This window comes from Algoriphagus algorifonticola, assembly GCF_007655305.1.
Taxonomy (GTDB): domain Bacteria; phylum Bacteroidota; class Bacteroidia; order Cytophagales; family Cyclobacteriaceae; genus Algoriphagus; species Algoriphagus algorifonticola.
Genome location: NZ_VLOG01000026.1, coordinates 105,556 through 128,120 on the forward strand (window position 1 = coordinate 105,556; position 22,565 = coordinate 128,120).

Annotated in this window: 14 protein-coding genes; 4 read left to right on the forward strand and 10 right to left on the reverse strand. The window is 39.8% G+C overall.

Features of this window, described 5'->3' with window-relative positions; translation table 11 throughout:
• Positions 1-85 precede the first annotated feature (85 nt).
• The 5 genes from FL972_RS06020 to FL972_RS06040 form a co-directional block, all read right to left on the reverse strand.
• The gene (locus tag FL972_RS06020; RefSeq protein ID WP_091655030.1) at positions 86-2,620 is read right to left on the reverse strand and encodes an ATP-dependent Clp protease ATP-binding subunit; all 2,535 of its coding nucleotides are present in this window, start codon (positions 2,618-2,620) and stop codon (positions 86-88) included.
• Positions 2,621-2,701: 81 nt separating this feature from the next.
• Positions 2,702-3,325 (reverse strand): WbqC family protein, encoded by a 624-nt coding sequence (locus FL972_RS06025; protein ID WP_144604161.1) that lies wholly within the window; start codon positions 3,323-3,325, stop codon positions 2,702-2,704.
• A 63-nt stretch (positions 3,326-3,388) separates the two neighbouring features.
• Positions 3,389-4,018, reverse strand: coding sequence for an L-threonylcarbamoyladenylate synthase (locus FL972_RS06030; RefSeq protein WP_144604162.1), 630 nt, complete (start codon positions 4,016-4,018; stop codon positions 3,389-3,391).
• An 8-nt stretch (positions 4,019-4,026) separates the two neighbouring features.
• The gene (locus FL972_RS06035) at positions 4,027-4,437 is read right to left on the reverse strand and encodes a (deoxy)nucleoside triphosphate pyrophosphohydrolase (protein ID WP_144604163.1); all 411 of its coding nucleotides are present in this window, start codon (positions 4,435-4,437) and stop codon (positions 4,027-4,029) included.
• Positions 4,437-5,561: a peroxiredoxin family protein gene (locus FL972_RS06040; protein WP_186300017.1), complete on the reverse strand. Its 1,125-nt coding sequence runs from the start codon at positions 5,559-5,561 to the stop codon at positions 4,437-4,439. The genes FL972_RS06035 and FL972_RS06040 overlap by 1 nt, the downstream gene beginning before the upstream one ends.
• Before the next feature lie 138 nt (positions 5,562-5,699).
• Between FL972_RS06040 and mltG the strand changes: the two genes are divergently transcribed.
• From mltG to FL972_RS06060, 4 genes are all read left to right on the forward strand, one after another.
• Positions 5,700-6,743, forward strand: a complete 1,044-nt coding sequence (mltG, locus tag FL972_RS06045) for an endolytic transglycosylase MltG (RefSeq protein ID WP_144604165.1) — start codon at positions 5,700-5,702, stop codon at positions 6,741-6,743.
• 1 nt (position 6,744) lies between these two features.
• The gene (locus FL972_RS06050; RefSeq protein ID WP_144604166.1) at positions 6,745-7,149 is read left to right on the forward strand and encodes an acyl-CoA thioesterase; all 405 of its coding nucleotides are present in this window, start codon (positions 6,745-6,747) and stop codon (positions 7,147-7,149) included.
• A 12-nt stretch (positions 7,150-7,161) separates the two neighbouring features.
• The gene (locus tag FL972_RS06055; protein ID WP_144604167.1) at positions 7,162-8,136 is read left to right on the forward strand and encodes a YihY/virulence factor BrkB family protein; all 975 of its coding nucleotides are present in this window, start codon (positions 7,162-7,164) and stop codon (positions 8,134-8,136) included.
• A 314-nt stretch (positions 8,137-8,450) separates the two neighbouring features.
• On the forward strand, positions 8,451-12,320 hold the full coding sequence (locus FL972_RS06060) for a glycosyl hydrolase (protein ID WP_144604168.1): 3,870 nt from the start codon (positions 8,451-8,453) through the stop codon (positions 12,318-12,320).
• 491 nt (positions 12,321-12,811) lie between these two features.
• On the opposite strand, the gene FL972_RS06065 is transcribed toward FL972_RS06060, so the two are convergent.
• The 5 genes from FL972_RS06065 to FL972_RS06085 form a co-directional block, all read right to left on the reverse strand.
• Positions 12,812-14,368, reverse strand: coding sequence for a sulfatase family protein (locus tag FL972_RS06065; RefSeq protein ID WP_144604169.1), 1,557 nt, complete (start codon positions 14,366-14,368; stop codon positions 12,812-12,814).
• 45 nt (positions 14,369-14,413) lie between these two features.
• Complete coding sequence (locus tag FL972_RS06070) at positions 14,414-16,087, reverse strand: right-handed parallel beta-helix repeat-containing protein (RefSeq protein ID WP_144604170.1); 1,674 nt, start codon at positions 16,085-16,087, stop codon at positions 14,414-14,416.
• A gap of 19 nt (positions 16,088-16,106) precedes the next feature.
• On the reverse strand, positions 16,107-17,519 hold the full coding sequence (locus FL972_RS06075) for a sulfatase-like hydrolase/transferase (protein WP_144604171.1): 1,413 nt from the start codon (positions 17,517-17,519) through the stop codon (positions 16,107-16,109).
• Between the two features lie 84 nt (positions 17,520-17,603).
• Entirely contained in the window at positions 17,604-19,139 is a 1,536-nt protein-coding gene (locus FL972_RS06080) for a RagB/SusD family nutrient uptake outer membrane protein (protein WP_186300019.1), read from the reverse strand.
• A 98-nt stretch (positions 19,140-19,237) separates the two neighbouring features.
• Positions 19,238-22,393: a SusC/RagA family TonB-linked outer membrane protein gene (locus FL972_RS06085; protein ID WP_144604173.1), complete on the reverse strand. Its 3,156-nt coding sequence runs from the start codon at positions 22,391-22,393 to the stop codon at positions 19,238-19,240.
• Positions 22,394-22,565 lie beyond the last annotated feature (172 nt).

Genomic DNA, 22,565 nt, shown 5'->3' on the forward strand with positions numbered 1-22,565 from the left:
TTTATTACCCGACTCTTCTTTTCCAAATAGCAAAAATAAACCCCGATCCTGTTTAGAATCGGGGTTTCATTTATCCAGAGGATTTTTACTCCTCAGCTTTTTCTTTCTTTTTAACCGTGATGGTCAACTCAGAACCCTCACCGTCATAATCGGCGGTGATGATATCTCCTTCTGACAAATCACCTTTCAGGATTTCTTCAGCCACAGCATCTTCCAGATATTTCTGAATAGCTCTGTTCAATGGTCTTGCACCATATTGTTGATCGTATCCTTTATCAGACAAGAATTCTTTGGCCTTCTCGGTCAATTCAATCTTGTATCCCAAATCAGTGATTCTGTGGAAGAGTTTGCCCAAAGAGATGTCGATTATTTTGAAGATATGCTCTTTGTTCAAGGAGTTGAATACTACCACATCATCTAATCTATTCAGGAATTCTGGACTGAAGGCCTTTTTCAAAGCAGACTGAATGGTAGACTTCATAATCTCGTCCATATTGTCCTGCTTCGCCTTGTTGGCAAAACCAATTCCAGCTCCAAAATCCTTCAAGTCTCTGACACCAATATTGGATGTCATAATGATGATGGTATTTCTGAAGTCAACTCTTCTTCCTAATCCGTCGGTCAGGATACCGTCATCCAATACTTGCAATAAGATATTGAATACATCTGGGTGAGCTTTTTCAATCTCATCCAAAAGGACTACTGAATAAGGCTTTCTTCTGACTTTCTCAGTCAATTGTCCACCTTCTTCATATCCAACGTATCCTGGAGGCGCTCCTACCAATCTGGATACGGAGAACTTCTCCATATACTCAGACATATCAATTCGAATCAAGGAATCTTCCTTGTCAAAAAGGTAGGTTGCCAACATCTTAGCCAACTCAGTTTTACCAACACCGGTAGGACCTAGGAAAATGAAGGAACCGATTGGCTTTTTAGGATCTTTCAGACCAACTCTCGTTCTCTGAATAGCTTTCGTAAGCTTCTTGATAGCTTCATCCTGCCCGATAACTTTTCCGGCAAGCTCGTCATTCATATTGAGTAATTTCGCTCCTTCATTCTGAGCAATTCGCTTCGCAGGAATTCCAGTCATCATGGCTATTACCTCAGCCACATTATCCTCGTCCACGGTGAATCTCTTGGACTTACTTTCTTCTTCCCATCTTACTTTAGCGACTTCGAGTTGCTCAAGAAGCTTTTTCTCTTTATCTCTCAATTGAGCGGCTTCCTCATACTTTTGAGATTTCACCACTCGATTTTTCTCATTTTTGATATCTTCTACCTCAGCCTCGAGTTTTAGAATATCTTCCGGCACATGAATGTTGTTGATATGCACTCTTGCCCCGGCTTCATCTAAAATATCAATTGCCTTATCCGGTAAGAATCTGTCAGAGATGTATCTGTCAGATAATTTTACGCATGCCTCGATAGCCTCCTCTGTGTAATTGACATTATGATGATCTTCATACTTGTCTTTGATATTATGTAGAATCTGCACAGTCTCCTCAGGAGAAGTAGCATCTACCATGACCATCTGGAACCTTCTCGCCAAAGCGCCATCTTTTTCGATGTACTGACGATATTCATCCAAGGTAGTAGCTCCTATACATTGAATTTCTCCCCTGGCTAATGCCGGCTTGAACATGTTGGATGCATCCAAAGAGCCTGATGCTCCTCCTGCCCCAACGATAGTATGGAGCTCATCGATAAACAAGATCACATTGGGAGACTTTTCAAGCTCGTTCATGACGGCTTTCATTCTCTCCTCAAACTGACCTCTATACTTTGTACCTGCCACTAAAGAGGCCAAATCCAAAGTCACGACACGCTTATTGAATAAGACACGAGATACTTTTTTCTGTACAATTCTCAAGGCAAGGCCCTCTGCGATGGCAGTTTTACCTACCCCAGGTTCACCTATTAGGATTGGGTTGTTTTTCTTTCTTCTGGAAAGAATTTGTGCAACGCGTTCAATTTCTTTTTCCCTTCCTATAATTGGGTCTAGCTTATCATCTTCCGCCATTTTGGTTAAATCACGGCCAAAATTATCTAAAACTGGAGTGCGGGATTTTTCCGCACCGGCTTTAGAAGAGCCAGATCCACCGCCCGGAGAACCGAATAATTTAGAGCCATCATCATCTGAATCTTCCGCTTCAGCTTTTGATCTCGGACTCATTCCTGGATCAGACTGCATTTCAAGCATTTCTTTGACAGCTTCGTAATTGATGTCAAACTTGTTCAAAATCTGTGTGGCAATATTTTCTTCATCCCTCAAAATGGAAAGCAACAAATGCTCTGTACCAATTAATTGGCTCTTAAAGATTTTTGCTTCCAAATAAGTTATTTTCAATACCTTCTCTGACTGTCTGGTCAGAGGTATATTGGCCATGTTCTTCACATTGTGATTTGCTGTACCTTTGACGGCACGCTCGATCGCTGACCGAAGTTCGTCCAAGGGTACGCCCAATTTTTTAAGAATGGAAACAGCTACACCTTCCCCCTCACGAATCATCCCTAACAAGAGGTGCTCCGTACCAATATAATCATGTCCCAGGCGAAGAGCTTCTTCGCGACTGAGAGAGATCACCTCTTTGACTCTGTTCGAAAATTTTGCTTCCATTTAATTCCTTTCTGATTGTTTAATAATCCTGTACGTATGTTACCGAATTTGTTTTAAAAACACAATCCTTTTAAGGATTGTTCATTGTTTTTTTGCAGACTTTAAGAGGAAATTTTTTGCTGCAGGTCCCTCGCAAAGGAGCAAATCCAGTACGGAGAGGTTAGGCTCAAAGTCTAAGCCAAAAAGTTGGGTGTAAGGCTCCTCCTGATAATAATTTCTCTTGGAAAAGTGCTCTGAGGGCTTAATTTGACCTCTTATGTCCCAAGCATCCGGCAATTCCTCAGCTCTTTCAAGCACCTGCACTTTGACAGATAGCTGTAAAAGTTTAAGACAGATTGTCAGGAATTTGTAATTTAAATCCCATAAAGAGCGGATTTCCTGCTCGTAAATACTTTCGATGTATGGAAAAAAAAATTCAAAAAAAGGTGCCTTCCCGTAGGCACTTTGGATTCCCCGAAGGTGAGTTGCCAGCCATTTTTGATTGTAATCGATCTGAATTTCTCCCAATGATAACCTAGGTCGCCTTCCCACAATTGGGATCGAGAGTGTCTCTACTTTATTACTGAGAAGAATCTGTGTTCTGTTGAAGTATGATTTTCTTTGATAGATATCAAAGGGAGAGATGTAAAGCGTCTCGCATTGAGAAATAGCTGAAAAAAACTCCAGGTTGGGCAAGTAAAAAAGGTCAGCAATAATTTGGCGCATGATTTTCTTAGGATGAGAAAGCGAAATTGAAGTCTTTTTCCGATTTAAAAAAAGGAAAGATTTCTAAAATAGGTCCTCAACATTTCCCAGACCTTCCCTGATTACTTCCACTTCATCTCCGGTACAGTTCAAAATAGTGGAAGCCACATTTTGTCCGTAGCCACCGTCAATAACCACATCTACCAAGTGCTGATATTTCTCGAAAATCAATTCAGGGTCCGTGCTATATTCTACCACCTCATCTTCATCATGAATGGATGTGGTAAGAATGGGTTGGCCGAGCTCCTGAACCAAGGTTCTCGGAATATTATGATTGGGAACACGAATACCCACCGTTTTTTTATTGGAATGAAGGATCTTTGGAACTGTTGAATTTGCTTCCAAAATAAATGTGAAAGGTCCAGGAAATGCCTTTTTCATCATTTTGAAAACTGGCTTAGTAATCACTCTTGTATATTGAGCAATATCGCTCAAATCAGCGCAAATGAAAGAGAAGTTATGCTTTTTCGGGTTAATTCCCTTAATCTTAGCGATGCGTTCAATGGCCCTTTGATTGGTAATATCACAGCCCATACCATAGACTGTATCCGTAGGGTAGATTACTACTCCCCCATCTCTTAGGATATCTACTATTTCCTTGACCTTTCTAGGTTCAGGGTTTTCTTCGTACAGTCGTATAAATTCAGCAGGCATAAATAAAATTAATAGTTCTTTTGAATTGATCCCCACTTTCTACTCAGTTCCTGCACAATGGGAATATCAGCTTGTGCCCAATTTACTTCAAAAAGTTCACTTAGTCCCAGCCAGCGGTATGCAGTATGCTCTGAAAGTATCAATTCTCCTCCTTTGAAAGAGACCAAAAATGGGATCAACTGAATAATTTTCCCTGGCTGGTAGGAGTGTTCGAAAGAATTCCAGCGGTCTAATAAATCAATTTCTATGTTCAGTTCTTCTTTGATTTCTCTATGCAGGCAGTCCTCAGGACTTTCCCCTGATTCTACTTTTCCGCCTGGAAACTCCCAAAATCCGGGTAGATTCATGGATTCAGATCGCTGTGTAGCCAACACCTTGCGTTCTAATAAAATTATTGCACAGGTAACGGGGATGATCATCAGGATTTCTCTTTCCTATTCAGTTGATCAATAAAGTTATCACTAAACCCTACTTGAACAAATTCAATTTTCCCGTTTTCATCTATAATATAAAAGGTAGGATAACCGGAGACTTTATAGGATTTGCCCAATTCACTAGCTCCCACTAGGACAGGAAAAGGAATAGAATTGGTTCGAAGGTATTTTTCCATCAGTTCTTTGCTATCGACCGGATTGATGTATAGCGGAACCAAATTTGAGTCAAAGACAAAATCTTCATCCTTGAATTTGTTGATTGCAATTTTACACCAACCACAATTAATCATAGAGAAGTCCAATAGCACCCTTTTTCCTTTGAGCTCAGATAATCTTACCGGATTTCCCTCCATATCAGTCAATTCAAAATCAGGAGCTATTTCCCCCACCTCCAAAGGCAATAGAGGTTCAGATTCCTGCTCCGTCTTGCTTACATAGAAACTCGGTATTTCTAAAGTCAACTCTGCAGTATCTTCGGAAAATATATAATCAGAAAAATAAATCTCTATCAATTGATTTCTTTTCCCGTGATGGTATAAACGCCTGCTATACCAAACCGGAATAGCATTGGAAGGGTTGATAAAAAGATGGTTTTCAAGCAAAACTTTGGTTTTATCAATCGTGGTATCCATTTCGATATGTAAGTAATCAAAATAGATTTTATTGTTGACAATAGTATCTTTTACAAAGGACCAGCCTTCTTTTTTCATCAAGCCTAATGGAGAAAAAGAAAGAAAGCTATTATTGTGAAGTGTCTTGATAAAGTTGAGAGAATCTTGCTCAATGGAGGTGATTTTCACGGTTTTCTTTTCATGATCAATAGACTGCAGCACTCCTCCCAAATACGCGAAAGTATAATTATCTCTCTTTCCTCTATAGGCATAGTCAAAATATTCATCCTTTATTTTTCTAGCCTCAAAACTTCTGAAAGTAGTATCAAATTCATGGAAATTGGGGTTTTCCCAAACCATTTTGGATTGAAAAGATAATCCTTGAGGATTGAATATTTGAGTTTTTGATTCTTCCCAGATCTGATCGGGAGTTTTTGGAGTTTCGCAGGAAAAAACTGCAACCCAGGGAAACAAAAGGAAATACAAACGCTTAATCATAATATAAAAATATGTTTTAACAAGATAGTTAGGAATTTCAAATTCTATGAGCTTTATCAGTATTTTGTTCAATAGAAAAAATAGACCCATTAAAAGTTTCTACTTAGCGTTTTAAAGCTATTTCCTATTTTTGCCCATATGATCGCCGACAAAAAGAAAAAATTACTGCTCATTCTGATCATCACCTTCTCTGTATTGGGAATTTCGATGACTTTTTATTTCTATCAGGTATTCTTCAGTCCCAATACTTTTTCAGAGCCTGATCAACCCATTGCTCTAAGAATACCCAGCAATGCCAATTATAAGTATGTGGCTAATAAGCTTTATGATGATCAAATTATCAATGATGCAGTCAGCTTCGCCTTTGTGGCCAAAGTATTGGGATATCAGGAACTTGTTAAACCGGGTCTCTACACGATCAAACCTAGGATGACGAATCTGGAATTGGTAAGACTGTTGAGGTCAGGAAGACAAACTCCGGTTCGGATTACTTTCAATAATGTCCGGACCAAAGAGGATTTGGCGGAAAAAATTTCCGATAATTTAGAAATGGAGGAGGAGCAGTTTCTTGCTTTACTTCAAGACTCTGTTTACATCAGAAAATTCGATTTTAACGAGGAAACCATTATGAGCATGTTTATCCCCAATACTTATGAAGTTTGGTGGAATACATCTCCGGAAGCCCTTTTCGATAGAATGTATAAAGAGTATAATGACTTCTGGACGGATGTAAGAAAAAAGAAAGCAGCAGAATTGGGTTTGAATCCGAAGGAAGTTTCAACCTTAGCAAGTATTGTTCAGGCAGAAAGTCAGAAAAAGGATGAAAGAGCAAAAATTGCCGGGGTTTATCTCAATCGCCTGAAGTTGAATATGCCTTTGCAGGCTGATCCAACGCTGGTTTTTGCCTTAGGAGACTTCTCTCTCAAGAGAATCCTCAATATTCACAAAGAAACTGAAAGCCCTTACAACACCTATAAATACGCAGGTCTTCCTCCTGGACCAATCAATCTTCCGGACATCAACTCTTTAGATGCTGTCCTGAATTTTGAAGACCATGATTATTTATACTTCTGCGCTAAGGAGGATTTCTCAGGCTATCATGCTTTTGCAAAAACCTTATCAGAGCATAATGCGAATGCCAGACGATATCAGGCCGCATTGAATGCAGCAAAAATATTTTAAGATGTATCAAGCCGAAACACAAATCCGGGTAAGATATGCCGAAACAGATCAAATGAGCTATGTTTACTATGGCAATTATGCCATGTATTTTGAGGTAGCACGAGTGGAAGCTATGAGAAGTGTGGGTTTCTCTTACCGACAAATGGAGGAGGAAGGAATCATGATGCCGGTATTAGAAAGCCATTTTCGCTATCTAAGGCCGGGTAAATACGATGAGCTTTTGACCATCAAAACCCAGATCCCTCAACTACCGGGAGTGAAAATAAGATTTGAGTATCAGGTTTTTAATGAGGCAGATGAGCTGATCACAGAGGGCTGGACCACCTTGGCTTTTTTAAAAAAAGAAAGTCATCAACCCACTAGACCTCCTCAAAATTTATTAGCTTTATTGAAACCCTATTTTTAGAATTCCCCATCTGTGGTAAAAGAAAGGATAAAAAAAGCACGTAAACGAATCGATGATTGGCTGTTAAGCTTAAAAAATGTCCATCTAGGAGATCCGTATAAAAATGTCTATGATCTGGGGAACATTTTCATTCAACAGCTTCAAAAAGACGACATCAACGAAAGGGCGGGTTCAATGGCTTTCAGTTTCACGATTGCTTTATTCCCCACCGTGCTTTTTTTATTAAATCTCGTTCCTTATCTGCAGGATTTTGTCCCTTACGTCACCACAGAAAATATTTTACTTTTTGTACAGGAGAGTTTACCAGGGGAAATTTACAGTCAGTTGGAAACCACGATTATGGATATTGTATCCAAACCCCGGCAAAGCTTATTATCCATCGGTTTCTTTTTCGCGCTTTTCGCTAGTACTCAAGGAGTGATGTCCATGATGATGTCTTTCAACTCTGTGTACCAAACCAAAGAGAGTAGAGGTTTTTTCAAAAGCCGTGTAATTGCAATCAGTATAGTAGTTGCTTTAGTCTTGGCGATTTTCGCAGCCAGTACAATTATGATTTTGGGATCAATTGTCATCACCAGAATTGAAGAAATGCAGTTATTCAATTCTGACTTCTTGATTTTCTTATTCAATAGCTTAAAGTTTTTGGTTCTTTTGGCTGTTTTTTACTTCACAACAGCATTTGTATTCAGGCATGCTCCTGCAATCCATGATAAATGGCATTTCTTCTCAATTGGGGCTAATATTGCAGGCCTCTTGATTACTTTAGCCTTTTATGGATTCACTTTTTACTTGAATAATTTTGCCAGCTATAACAAGCTTTATGGTTCTATAGGGACCTTAATAGGTTTGATGCTTTGGCTGTATATCACTTCACTGATTATCCTTATTTCCTTCGAAATCAATGTTACTCTTGACCTGATAGAAGAGGATAAAAAGAGGATGGAAGATAAACTTCTTCGGGAAGCTGGACCTGAGAATGTTGATTAGAAGAGTTTTTTGAGTAACTGAGTAATTGGGTGAAAACTTGTTTTTCAGGGTCCCCTCCGTCGGCAGGCCGGCAAGGTTCAATGTTCATCGTTCCCCTAGCACAAAAGGCATGGGATAGAGATTGAGGTCCTTCTGCCCATCGTAAATCGTACTTCGTAAATCTCAATTAACCTAATCCGCTTTTCCACCGATAGGTTGAGTAACACTTTCTAAATCATTTGACCTATTTCACCCAGAACCTGACGGAATAGCCCAAAGCGCTGGAAACCAAAGAAGATAACTTCGGGAATAGTAAATCAATAAACCCGATTATCATGAAAAAAATCTACCTGATTGGGTTGAGTGTTCTAATACTTTGTTCCATAATATCAAAACAAAGTAATGCTCAATCCTGTGGACAGACGTCCAAATATCTGGTTTGGACCGGTGAAGAAAACAATGATTTTTTCAACGAGGCAAACTGGAGAGAAGTAAATCAAAAACCCTCTGAACCAACTCCTCCCGGCCAAACAGAAAGCAAGGCTTCCGGAAGTGCAAAGCCTTTTTGTTTACCTGGTTCCAATAAATCTCCTCATCAGATTTGTCAAGGAGAGCTTGATCTAAACAAGGATAAAAATCCAAAAGCAGGAACCTTGGAACCCGGAAAACCTATTGCTTATAATCTCCTGATTTCAGATGCAGATCTTTTAATTCCCCAGAACATCAGCTTTGTCTGCAGAGAGATTGGGATTACACTTGTCAATTCCCAACTGGAAGTAAATGCTACCCTTGGAAGCAGCATTATCAGCATGGACCAAGAATCAACCTTACTCATCAAGGAAGGGGGAAATGTGGGAATGCAAACCCATTTCAACTTCTTGGATTTGAAATCATGGGTAATTCTGGAAAACATAGAACCAAATAAGTTTTTGAGCGATATGACTTCTCAGGTTTGGGTGAATCATGGTCAAGCTCAAATGAATTCCAACTATCGTATCAATCAATTCTATCAGAAAGGCACCTTGATCAGGCCTTTTTCTGAGACCTATCCCGCCTTGACTATATATTCAGGATCCAATCAAACTGGAAACAGTGCCAGCATTTATGAGAAACAAATTTATTCAGGAGCAGGAATTCCAAATGGCATGAATGATCAAACTGCCTCATTTGTTTTGAAAAGAGGCTATATGGCTACTTTTTCAGTTGCAAATAATGGAACTAGTAAAAGTAAAGTTTATGTAGCCTCCACAGAGGATTTGGTCATTGATGAATTGCCTGCTGCTTTACAAAATAATGTTAGTTTCATACGGGTATTACCTTGGAACTGGGTGGTAAAAAAAGGAACCGGTGGCTTTACACCTGAAGTCAATGCTGGCTGGTATTACCAGTGGAATAACACAAATAACAGCAGACCTAATTATGAATATGTCCCTATGGCTTGGGGAGCGGGGGCAACTAATCCTGCAGGCTTGCAGCGAGTGATCGAAAAAGATCAAGTCAACCACCTATTGGGATTCAATGAATCTGACAATTGCAATGATCAATCCGGTCAGTTTAACAATTTATGTAAGCCTGAAGTGGCAGTAGGGTACTACGAAAACCTAATGAAAACCGGGATGCGTTTAGGTACTCCGGCACCAAGGGAAAACGGACCTACTACTTGGCTATTGGAATTTGCAGAACTTGCAAAAGCCAGAGATGTACGTTTCGATTTTGTAGCGGTACACTGGTATGACTGGGGAAGCAATCCTGCCAATACTCCCAATGCAGATCCCCAAGCTATTTTTAACCGCTTCAAAATTTATCTTGAAAACGTCTATAGAATTTACGGGCTTCCAATTTGGATCACTGAATTCAATGCTAATCCCAATAGAACGAACTCCATACAGGCGGAATTTCTCAAATTGGCATTACCATATTTGGAATCTTTAGACTATGTGGAACGCTACGCTTATTTTGAACCCATGGCGGCTAATTCATCTAATCCAGTAGAGCCAGCCGATCTGACTGATGAAAACGGTAACCTGACTAATATTGGAGAGATATATTTCTCACATCCTTCTACTCCTTCAATCCCTGAAGCAACTTGGGAATCCGATGGTAATCTTCAGGGATTGAATGAGCCATTTACCCCAAGTAATCCTGAGATCTTGAGTTTTGAAGCGGAATGCGCACTTTATTTAGGAAATAAATGGGAGGTAAAAGAGGATGTAAACGCTTCCAATGGCAAATTCATCCAAGGAAATAATTCCCTTGAAGGAGAATCTCCGCTTGCAAATCAACTCCATTATGAATTGGATTTAGAACAGGCCAAAACCTATAAAATCTGGATAAAAGCAGCTACCAATGGAGGAACTGGAATCGCAGTAAAAATCAATGATGGAGAATTCGAAACTATTGGAGGTTTGAATTCGAGTGAGTACTCTTGGATTCAATTACCTAGATTCTATTCCTTTAATACAGGAAAGCATAGAATCAGTTTCCAATTTACTAATCAAGCATTAAAACTGGATCAGATAGCGCTTATCACCACTAGTGATGAGGTCGATTTAGAGCCCAACCCAGAAGAGTCTTGCCAAGTCGACCCGAATCCTTGGGGTTTGAAAAGCACGGATGTAATTTACTATTTAGAGGCTGAATCAGGAGTATTTGGAAACGCTTGGAATGTTGAAAACAATGCTGATGCTGTATCAGGAGAGTATTTGGAATCAAAAGCCACAAAGTCCTCTTTAACCTCTCCACCGGATACAAATGGTCAGGTAGTGTTCAATTTTGATGTAGAAGAACAGGATCATTATCGAATCTGGGCTAAGATTCAGTCTTTGAACACAGATGAAAATTCTTTATGGATCAAAGTAGATGATGACCGCTTCCGTAAATGGGATAATTTGGAAAACGACGCTTTTGAATGGTACTGGAAGCCTTTCCATTTTTCAGAAGGAGGAGAGGACAAAACACTTCCATTCTTCCTTACAGCGGGTACCCATACAATTACACTAGCTTATTCTACACAGAAATTTAAAATAGATCGACTGGCAATTGCTTCTGAAAGCAGAATTCCATCTGAAGAAGATCCAGATGTGATTCGGTCTTTTGGTGTAATGGATTACGAAGCTGAGAATGCAGAGCTTGTAGGAAATGCCATCGTTGTAAATTGCGCTCAATCCTCTAATGGTCAGCAAGTAAATTTCAGAGCAGGCTTTGATTCAGGGATCAAGTTTAATCAAGTTATCGCTCCCGCAAATGGTGAATACCTATTGACCGTTCATTACATGAGTGCAGTAGACAGAAGGTTCAGAATCTTCATTAATGGTGAAGCATTGGGATATAAACCAGTTACTAGATCCGGAGAATGGTGTTTCAATAATGGAAGCCCTAGTACTTATGAGCTTAATGTAAACCTGAAAAAAGGAGTTAATACTGTAGAAATTTACAGAACTGAAACCGAAGCTCCTTTTATTGACAAAATCAGCTTTAAGCGAAACCCAATTTCCTTAGAAGCTGAAGAAGCTAGACTTGAAGGATCTCCAGCAATTCCTGCCTGTCCTACTGCCTCCAATGGAGCATTGGTAAATATGGGTTTCTCCTATAGTAGAGCAATAATATTCGAAAATATAGAGGTGGGAATTGCCGGAACCTACATTTTGGATATTGATTATATCTCTGCCGTAAATCGATCTGCAAGGGTAATTATCAATGGAGAAACCAAATTTGTAAGCTTTGCCAGCTCTGGAGCTTGGTGCGGAGCTGGTGGAACCCCTGCAACAAAATCTCTAGAGGTCGAATTGAAAGCCGGTTCCAACCAAATCGTATTAAGACCTCAAACCAATGATGCTCCTCTTTTCGATAAGATTACTATTTCTGAAAAACTTGTTGAAGATGAAACATTAGGGGCCAGAATACTGAATTCAGAATCTGAGTTGGATATACCTATAGCGAGCCTACTTAATCCTTCAGATTTCAAAGTGTATCCAAATCCTGTAAAAAGCTATGAGCCAGTTACCATACAGCTTCCCAATCTTCAGGAAGAGGGTACGTTCAACTTGAGCATTTCCGATATGTATGGAAGGGTTTGGGTTTCTGAAAATAGAATTGAGGCAAATGGTCAGGGGATTCAGGTGCAAGGGAATCTCAAACCAGGTCTATACCTGATTTCCATTCAATATGGGCATCAGTTAATTCAACACAGATTACTAGTACAGTAGCGTTTATTTAGGGTTTTTATTAGAAAATGCGGATCAGGTTGGTCCGCATTTTTTTTGTTCAAATTTGGCTAAAGCCGGATATAGCTAGAATTAAAAAACTTTATCTACCAGCTAAAGCAGGTGGAAATTTTGGAACAATTGATTTGAATGTCACTGCTTTTAAAAAAAGGAAAGGCGCTTTAACCTCTTAAATAAAGTGAGATTAATACTGGCCGGGCTTTAGCCCAATTTATTCCAGTTTGGCTAAAGCCAAAAAGGGTTCAATTCACCGGTTTCCACCAGCTAAACCAAGAGAAAATTTGAGTTGGATTCAACGCTAAATTCAGCAGCAGTAGCTGATGTAAATTCCAGATTGCACTCGACCGAATTCACAATCCCTGAAAAATAGGAACTGCGCTTAAGGCTATTCAATCAATGAACGCCAAGATCAGTTGAGCACTAGCAAATAAAAAAGCCCGGTTGCCCGGGCCATTCATCGATTGGTGATCAAACTACTTTAACTCTAATTGTTGAATTTGACTATTCGAGCCTCTAATTTCCTCATACTTTCGAACCATTTCCTGTAGTTTTTCAGGGTTACGGGATGCCAAATTATGTCGTTGTTCAAGATCCTCTTTCAAATTGTACAATTGATAATCACTCGAGTTTCCCAATTCAATATTAACCTGATTTTGAACTGCCGGTCCAGGATAGGGCGGGATCATAATCCAATCTCCTTGTCTTAATGCCGTTTTGGTTGTAGCCTCCAATACAAAAGCATCTCTTCCTTTTTCACTCTTTCCAAGAAAGGTGTTCAGTAAATTCTGGCTGTCAGAAGAGCTTTGCTCACTACCCACCAAGGCGGAAATAGATGCTAACAAATCAATTTGAGTGACTAAGGCATCTGAGACTCCCGGTTGGATTTTTCCTTTCCAATAGGTTACAAAAGGAACTCTTGTACCTGCCTCGAATAAAGAATATTTGCCCCCTCTCAATGGTCCTGCTGGAGTATGATCGCCTAATTTTTCTACCGCATCATCATAATATCCATCGTTGAGTACAGGCCCATTATCACTAGTGAAAACAATCAATGTATTTTCTAAAATTCCCGCTTCTTCCAAGGTCTTGATAAATTCTCCAATCACCCAATCAGCTTCAAGAATCACATCGCCTCTCGGCCCCATGCCTGATTTTCCTTCAAACCTGGGATGAGGAGTCCTTGGTACGTGTGGCTGCTGCAATCCATAATACAAGAAAAAAGGACTGTCTGACTGAGCTTTCTCATTGACATATGCCTGAGCTTTAGCCAAAAAATGATCAGCCATATCCACGTCACTCCACTTGGCACTATCCCCACCTTTCATAAATCCAATTCTAGGCACTCCATTCACTATGCTGTTATTATGACCATGATGCCATTTCATAGTCATAAGTTCTGGATGAGAGATTGCAGTAGGTTCTCCTTCAAAGTTTTGATCATAATCCACCAGAATAGGGTCATTAGGATCTAAATTAACCACTTGCCCATTTTCAATGTATACTGTGGGTACGCGGTCCTGGGTAGCAGCCATGATATGGGAAAAATCAAATCCTACTTCATTAGGACCCGGCTTGATTTGCTGATTCCAGTCTACGTTTCCATGCCCCAGGCCCAAATGCCATTTGCCGATTACCGCTGTATGGTAACCTTGATTTTGTAAAATTTTCGGTAGTGTCAATTGAGCCGTGTCAATCAAAAGAGGAGCTGTTCCAGGAAGAATTTTTGCATCTTGATTTCTCCAAGGATAGGTACCTGTCAAAATCGCATACCGGCTTGGGGTACAAGTAGCAGAAGAGGCATATCCATTGGTAAATCTTACTCCTCCATTAGCTAATTTATCCATATTCGGGGTTTGAAGCGTCCCCGCTTCATAGGCACTAACATCTCCATATCCCAAATCATCCATGTATATAAAAACGATATTGGGTTTTTTAGATGGAGCTTCTTCATCCATCTTTTTATCTTGACATGCCAGAAAAAAAATCATTACCAGCAGGATTGCTATAAAGCTTTGAGACCTGTTCTTCATAAATTTCATTTTGGGTATTCGGTATAATTGAAGCTTAAATTCTTTTTAATCATTTTTCTTTTCAGCCATTTGAGGAAAAACCTGAATGGCGCCAATTCCGGGATTATCTAAAATTGGATTTCCTAATATGTCCTTACTCAATTGAAGCCCATCAATCAACCCAAACTCATCCCCTGTAAGGAATGGCACTTTTACTCCACTCTGAACCAAAGCATCATTTTGGGGAATGTAGTCTTCTACATTTAACCCCCCTGGCACTCTAAATTGAGCATCTCCCACAATTCCATCTTCTGACTGTATCAGCGCATTTTCCGGCCAAAGACCATTTTTGACAAATAGATTATTCTTGAAAAAAACGTCTTCCAACTCCCTATTCGACTCATCATCAGGCTTGTATTGATCTCCCGCCACTAGCTCTGTCTTTCCAGGAATATGAAAAATATTATTGGCAATTAGCACCCCTTTAGACCGATTGTCTATCGCAATTTTTGCAACTATTTCCTCACTGACATATATCGTATTATTATAAAAATAAGAATTAACCGGTCCCTTTCTCTCCTTGTTACCTCCTTGATAGCCACTCAACCAGAATATTTTCCCCTCTTGAAAAGCCCCATTCTGACCTTTAACTCTGTGGCCGTCATTTACAGAAATATTGTAGCGATAAGCACAATTGTAATTATTCCCCAAAATCTCAGCAAAACCTCCGGCATTATAGGCTGAAAAGTTGTACTGCATCACAATGTTGTCACAGTTGAAATCTATGTGTGCACCAGCAGAGTCTCCCGGGCCATTAGCGTACATAAATTTATTTTTCTCAATCAGTACCATGGACGAACTCCAAGTCCATAATCCGCTTCCTCTTCCCCATTTTCTCCCATCATCATTGCTACCGGAATACATTACCTCATTATCTGCCACATAAACAAATTTCACTCCGGACATCTGAATTCCAGGTCCTCCCGTTCTGTGTACAGTATTCCCTCTTATCGTAATTCTGCGGATATTTTGATCAGTATTCCCTGTTAATTTGATCCCGGTATGACTGAGGTCTGAGATCTGGGAATTTAAAATCTCAATATCCTCTATCATCTCAGAATCTGATTGATTCATAACCCGAATGCCCCAACCGTATTTTTGAGTTCCATTGGCTGACTTGACTTCTTCAACACTTCTCTGAATACCTTTTTCCTCGAAAAAAACTCTGGAAATTATCAAGCTATCTAAAGTCACTCCTTTTACTCCTCCTTTTTTATTGGCAAGGATTAGTACTCCAACCCGCATTTGACCAATGGGTGACATTTCACCATATCCCTCAGCGGTTATTTCCAAATGCTGAACCCTGACAAAAGAGGAGTTTTCTATTAAGACTCCATTCAAATATCCCTTGGCATCAATTTTTGCTGGTTTGAGAACCGAAGTATTCTGATCACTAAAGCTGGAAATCACCAAGGGCTTATTTTTTTCTCCTTTAAACCCTATAATTTCCAAGCTTCCATAGAAAGTTTGTCCCCCGGCCAACAAAATCCTATCCCCGGCCTGAAGATTCAGAGATTTCACTCTATCAAGGCTTTGAAAAGCCTGATTCTTACTAAGTCCGGAATTAGCATCATTTCCCAACTTTGGATGGAAATAGTAATCTGTTGCCAAGGCTGCATTCCCAGCAAAAAATAGAAATAAGAGGCCCAAAATAGACTTTATTCTAGTTTGTATATTCATTGTAAATAGTTTAAAAGGTTTAGTTTTCAATTTTCTTATCCGGTGTATATCTATCTGGATGCAAGCGGCTATACTCCTCATCTTCCAAAAGACCTAAGAAAACAGGATCCATCAGTTGCTTTTTCCATGCTTCTAATTTTTCCGATAGCTTTTTAGCCAAAGCCTCTTGTATTGAAAATTGATTTTTGGATTCAGACAAATCCTTGGAAAGATCAAACAGGAAATTTTGATTGGGCTGCATAATCATCTTAGAGTCACCGGATCGAATGGCAAATCGATTGGCATTGTAATTTCTCCAATACAGTTCCTCATGTGGATTCCCATTCTTTTTTCCTGTCAAATAAGGAATCAAGTCAACTCCGTCTAGCTCATTTTTAGGCTTAACATTCGCCAAAGAAGCCGCCGTCGCGAAGATGTCCAAGGAGATGATGGGAGGATCATATCTTTGACCTGAGGGAACCTGGCCTTTCCACTGCAATGCAAAAGGAACCCTGATTCCACCTTCAAAGAAATCACCTTTAAAACCTCTCAGAGGCTTATTATTTGAACCATTATCCTTGGTAGGCCCGCCATTGTCAGAAAGGAAAAAAACTAGCGTGTTCTCTTCTATATTAAGGGTTTTTAGCAAATCCAATAAGGCACCTACTCCATCATCCACAGCACTGACCATGGCAGCATAAGTTTTCCTTTTTTCATCCTTTATTTCAGGGAACCTGCTTAAATACTTTTCAGTAGCCTGCATGGGCGCATGAGGTGCATTGTAGGCTAAATACAAGAAAAAGGGTTGCTCAGCATTATTATTGACAAAATTCAAAGCTTCTCTTGAAAGCGCATCTGTCAGGTATTCTTGCTCATTGATCCTTTCATTGTTTTTTAAAAGCTTGGTTCTATAACCATCCCATTGATCTCTGGCTTCTGAGAGGTCATTGAGCACCCACTTTTCAGGAAAATATTGATGCCCGCCTGAAAGAAACCCGTAGAATTCATCGAATCCTCTTTTATTAGGTACTAGGCTTGGATGTGCTCCCAAATGCCATTTTCCAATAGCGCCAGTTCTATATCCTGCCCTTTTCAGCAAATCCGCCATAGTTTCCTCAGTCAATGGTAAGCCCATGGTGCTATCCTTGGGAGCCAAAAGAGGATTTCTAGCAAAGCCAAATCTATCTTGATACCTACCTGTGATTAAGCCTGCTCTACTTGGACCACATACAGCAAATGATACGTAACCAGAACTGAAAACCACGCCATTGCTGGCAATCCTATCGATTCCTGGAGTAGGTATATCCGTACTGCCATTGAATCCTACATCTGCATATCCTTGGTCATCCGTCAAAATGACTATGATATTTGGTCTATCTTCAGGTGATCTACTCTGTGACCAGCAGGTCAAAGAAAAGAGCAATAGGCTTACTAAGAGCTGTAATTTTTTCATGTATTTGGATGAACGAGAAAACACCCCCACCCTAAATCAGGCGGGAGTGATTGACCAATCTATCTACGAATTGATTATTACTTTTTAATTCCAAACTGGATTTTGAACCAAATTTGGATTGGCGTCTATCTCAGACTGAGGGATAGCAAAAACTTCAGAAAGTCTGCCTCGATACTGCGGATTATATGGACCTACCGGATCAGCTTTGGCGCGAGCATAAGCCGCCTCCACTTCACCCAATCTCTTCACATCCATAAATCTTAATCCTTCAAATGCCAATTCTACTCTTCTTTCCAATCGGACCAAATTCAATAATTCAGATTGACTAAGACCAGTACCATTTACATCCGTAACGGTAGGCATTCCGGCACGGGTTCTGATTTGATCCAGCAGCGGATATACTTCACTTAACTGGCCAGATTCTGCCAAAGCTTCGGCACGCATTAGGAGCACATCAGCATAGCGAATTACATAAAAATCCTGACCTCCCGGACTGAATGGTGCAATGCCATCTGCAGATTGATCATCTCTTACATACTTTTTTAATCCAAACTTGGTGGCTGTATTCCCTCTAAAAGGTCTATCCAAGTATTTCACGAAAATATCCCCCTCAAAATAGATGGAAGCACTTAATCTTGGATCTCTATTTTCTTTACGTTTTTGTGGATTATAAAGTGGAGAAGATGAAATCGGCAAACCATCTATGCACAAATAGGAATTGACCAAGTTTGGCATGGGCTGCACATTTACCTTAGGAATACCCAAGAAAGTTGAAGAGAAAGTTTCTCCATTATTCGACTGATCCTGAATAAATCTCACTGAGAAGATAATCTCCTTTGACTGTTCGCCTGCCTCTGTAAACAATTGCTCATAGCTTGGATGCAATTGGTATCCCAAGGACATAATTTCAGAAGTTAGTCGGATTACTTCACCATAATTTTGATTATACAATTCAAAACGGGCTAATAGAGATAGCGCTGCACCTTTGGTAGCATAGCCGAACTGAGAGGGAGGATAAGACACTGGCAACGCATCAGCTGCTGCTCTTAATTCTGAAATAACAAAAGCCCTAAGTTCTTCATAACTATTTTTAGGAACATAAGCTTCTTCCAAGGTCTGAGTCGAAGTAATCAGAGGAGCATCTTCAAAATACACAGCTAAGTTGAAATAGAACAAAGCTCGTAAGAATTTTGCCTGAGCTACCAATGCATCTCTTGAAGAAGCACTAATATTACTATCCGGAATTCGGGCAATGTTTTCAATAGCCACATTTGCTCTGGCTATACCTCTATAAAGAGAAGTCCAAAAGGAAAGAAAGAATCCATAAGCAGGATCAGCTCTGCCTTCTACGAAATTCCCGGGCCCTTCAAACTTGTAATTATTGAATGTATTATCAGCGAAACTATCATGTTGTGGAATTCCTGCTACTCCATTTAAATTTCCACTATACATCACTCTATCTTGGAGGACTTCATACACTCCATTGATGCCTAGCAAGGCATCTTTTTCATTTTGCCAGAAATTACCTTCTGCCAACTGGGTCAAGGAACCTCTTTCGAGATAATCCTCAGAACAAGAGGCCAAGAAAAGGATACTGATTAGATATATGAGCTTTTTCATGTGTTTATAATTTGTTTTTCGAAGGTCACATGGAATCTCGCACCACTTGTAATCATGCCTGTGAGTGAGGTTTTCCCTCGTGCTTGATTTCATCTGAATTAAAATTTAAAGTTGACACCTGCGGAAACTACTTTGTAAAGCGGGGTGGTTTGATCTGTGTTACCACCTCTTTGTCTTTCCGGATCAAAGTTTTTGACTTTGGTGAAAGTCAACAGGTTCTGACCACTCACGAAGATTCTCGCTTTTTGTAAAAGCGCAATTTTCGAAAAATCAGCAGGTAAAGTATATCCCAATTCTATATTTCGAAGTCTCAAATAAGACATGTCCTGCACGTAGAAAGAGGAAGTCACGGCATTATTCACCCCTCCTAATCTTGGAAGAGTTTCGGAAGGATTTTCAGGCGTCCATCTATCTATCCAATAGGCTAATGCATTGTTTCTGTCTCCCTCCATTGGGGTTTGACCATTGCCGTCCAAATATCTATCGATTCTTCCTACTCCTTGGAATACTAAGTTCAAGTCAAAACCAGACATTTGAAATCCGGCATTGAAACCATAGATCCATTTCGGGAACGGATTTCCAATGATAGTTCTGTCAAATGCATTGACAACACCATCTGGTTCTCCATCAGGCCCGGAGATATCTGCGTACTTCAAGTCGCCCGGTCTTGTCAGGTTACTACCAAATTGTTGTGGTGCATTATCAACCTCCTCTTGTGTTTGGAAAACTCCAAGCACTTGATATCCAAAGTAAGAATTGAAAGGAGCTCCGATACGGATAATCGTATTACCACTGATGGTCTCTTCTCCTCCAGGTCCCAGGTCGGTTACTTTATTATCTGCCATCTTGGTAACGTTGGCAGAGATATTCATTTTTAATTTCCCAATTGTCTCTCTATAATTTATACCTAATTCAATTCCGCTGTTTTCCATACCTGCTGCATTTTGAGCAGCCAAATTGGTTACTCCAATCGTATTTGGAATTGGGAAATTGGTATAGAGAATGTCAGAGCTTATTCTTTTAAAATAATCTGCTGTCACATTCAATTTATTGGCAAAAAGAGCTGCATCCACACCTATATCAAATTGCTCGATGGTCTCCCAGGTAATAAATGGGTTGGCCAATGAGGTTAAAGCAACCGCTGGCACAATGCCATCTACACCCAAATGATAATCTAATCCAGTGTTGTAGGTTTGCTCATAGATGTAATTCCCAATTCGGTCATTACCACTGATTCCCCAGCTAGCTCTCAATTTCAAATCAGCCAAAACTTCAGATCCTGCTAAGAAACCTTCTCTCCCAATATTCCATCCTGCAGATACAGAAGGGAATGTTCCATATCTATTCGTTGGACCAAATTTGGAAGAACCATCTCTTCTCACATTAGCTTCAAAAAGATACTTTTCATTGTAATTGTAATTCACTCTTCCAAAAAATGACTGCCAAGCTTCTTCAGATGCTCCTCCACTTACGGAAGGGTTGATTACACCTCCCCCATTGAATTCCTGAATCGCGTCAGAAGGGAAGCCTTGTAATGAACCGGAAAATCCATCCGCTTTATCATAGATCACAGAATGACCCAACATAAAGTCGAAATTGTGGACTTCATTCAGACTGGTTGAGTAGCGGAATATGTTCTCATTCAATAACCTGTAATTAAAATTCAGATTATTATTCAGATCGTTCAGATCATTTTGAAGTACTACTTCTCCTTCCCAATCTCTTAAAATATTGGTTGGACGGAAATTCGATATGTTGGCGAAATTGATAATTGCACTCCCGCTGGTTTCAAAAGTTAGCTTTTTACTAATCTTTGCTTTTAAACCAATTCGCTCACTGATGTTGATATTATCATTGCTAAAGTCCCCAAAATTACCGGTAAACAACACGTTATTGATAGGATAAGAAAAGTTCACATTTTGATAAGCTCCGTCCACTACACCTAGTTCTCCATTAGAATATCTTACCGGTACAGTTGGGGAAGATCTCTGAAACTGATTAATGATACCTGTTTCTCCTGTAATCGCGCCGGCGCCACCACTTGGCCCTACAAATCTGGACCAGTAGGCATTGGTTACATTGGTTAAGGTTAACCAGTCATTTGCATTAACAGAAAGGTTGATTCCCAGATTGTATCTATCTGATTTAAATTTTCCTCGTACGACTGCTTCCTGATTCAAATATCCCAAAGAGACTCTGAAAGAAGTTCTATCAGTTCCTCCTGTAAAAGAAAGGTAGTGATTTTGAATAGGTGCATCTCTCAGAGCCACATTAGCCCAGTTGGTATTAGCAAACTGATCAGGGTTGGTACCATTTCTGATAGCTTGAATATCAGCTTCAGAAAATCTCATGGGAGAGTTTTGACCATTCACGTTTCGGTCTCTCTCATTTTTTAATAAAGCATAGTTTACAGCATCCAAATATTCAGGAACAACTGTAACTTGCTGAACTCCAAAGTAATTATTGTAATCCACAGAGAATTTACCCTTGGATCCTTTTTTGGTAGTTACTACTAGGACTCCATTAGCTCCTCTTGCACCATAAATTGCGGAAGCCGAAGCATCCTTAAGCACTGAAATACTTTCAATATCAGATGGTGCCAGATTATTAAATTCCGCTAAGCCTTCGTATTGGATGTTGTCAATCACAACCAAAGGATTGGTTCCACCGAAGGTTCCAATACCGCGAATGATAATTGAAGATCCATCCGCACCAGGAAGACCTGTGGACTGAGTTAACTGAACTCCTGCAAATTTTCCATACATCAATTGTGCAGAGTTGGTTACAGGCTGATTCACTGCCTCATCAAACCTCACAGTTTCTACTGAGCCGGTTAGGTTTAGTTTTTTCTGTTCACCATAGCCAACAACCACCACTTCTTCCAAGAGGGATTCTGATTCAGCCAACGCTAAATTGATTACTGACTGGTTTCCAACTTGAATTTCTTGAGTATTGAATCCTATCAGACTAAAAACCAAGACTGATTCTGATGAAGGCACATTGATGGAAAACTTCCCATCCAAATCCGTGACAGTTCCTTGATTGGTTCCTTTAACTAAGACAACAACTCCCGGGATAGGAGAATTATCGGAAACTGAGGTTACTGTACCAGACACTGATTTGGCACTCTGTCTGGCTATCGTTGCTGAGAAGCTTATGAGAAAAAGCCCCAGCACCAGCAGGCAATTCCTTAAAATAAGCCCCATTCCAGATCTCTTATTCTTTGAGAGATCATCTGTAGAATTTCTATCCATGAAAGGAAAATTTTGGGTTATTACTAATTAAAACTTATCCAAATTTTGATTTTTATCTCCATATATAAGGGGTATGAATCATTCAAGTCAGTGGACAAATCATTCAATCATTAAACCCGAAATATGCAGTAGACTTCTTATTACGAGTCCAAACCGCTTCAAAATCAATCGC

Bases quoted from the DNA above. Each gene is read 5' to 3' on its own strand.
- FL972_RS06040 (WP_186300017.1), bottom strand. From the start codon at position 5,561: ATGATTAAGCGTTTGTATTTCCTTTTGTTTCCCTGGGTTGCAGTTTTT.
- FL972_RS06025 (WP_144604161.1), bottom strand. From the start codon at position 3,325: ATGCGCCAAATTATTGCTGACCTTTTTTACTTGCCCAACCTGGAGTTT.
- FL972_RS06060 (WP_144604168.1), top strand. From the start codon at position 8,451: ATGAAAAAAATCTACCTGATTGGGTTGAGTGTTCTAATACTTTGTTCC.
- FL972_RS06030 (WP_144604162.1), bottom strand. From the start codon at position 4,018: ATGCCTGCTGAATTTATACGACTGTACGAAGAAAACCCTGAACCTAGA.
- mltG (WP_144604165.1), top strand. From the start codon at position 5,700: ATGATCGCCGACAAAAAGAAAAAATTACTGCTCATTCTGATCATCACC.
- FL972_RS06020 (WP_091655030.1), bottom strand. From the start codon at position 2,620: ATGGAAGCAAAATTTTCGAACAGAGTCAAAGAGGTGATCTCTCTCAGT.
- FL972_RS06085 (WP_144604173.1), bottom strand. From the start codon at position 22,393: ATGGATAGAAATTCTACAGATGATCTCTCAAAGAATAAGAGATCTGGA.
- FL972_RS06035 (WP_144604163.1), bottom strand. From the start codon at position 4,437: ATGATCATCCCCGTTACCTGTGCAATAATTTTATTAGAACGCAAGGTG.
- FL972_RS06070 (WP_144604170.1), bottom strand. From the start codon at position 16,087: ATGAATATACAAACTAGAATAAAGTCTATTTTGGGCCTCTTATTTCTA.
- FL972_RS06065 (WP_144604169.1), bottom strand. From the start codon at position 14,368: ATGAAGAACAGGTCTCAAAGCTTTATAGCAATCCTGCTGGTAATGATT.
- FL972_RS06080 (WP_186300019.1), bottom strand. From the start codon at position 19,139: ATGAAAAAGCTCATATATCTAATCAGTATCCTTTTCTTGGCCTCTTGT.
- FL972_RS06050 (WP_144604166.1), top strand. From the start codon at position 6,745: ATGTATCAAGCCGAAACACAAATCCGGGTAAGATATGCCGAAACAGAT.
- FL972_RS06075 (WP_144604171.1), bottom strand. From the start codon at position 17,519: ATGAAAAAATTACAGCTCTTAGTAAGCCTATTGCTCTTTTCTTTGACC.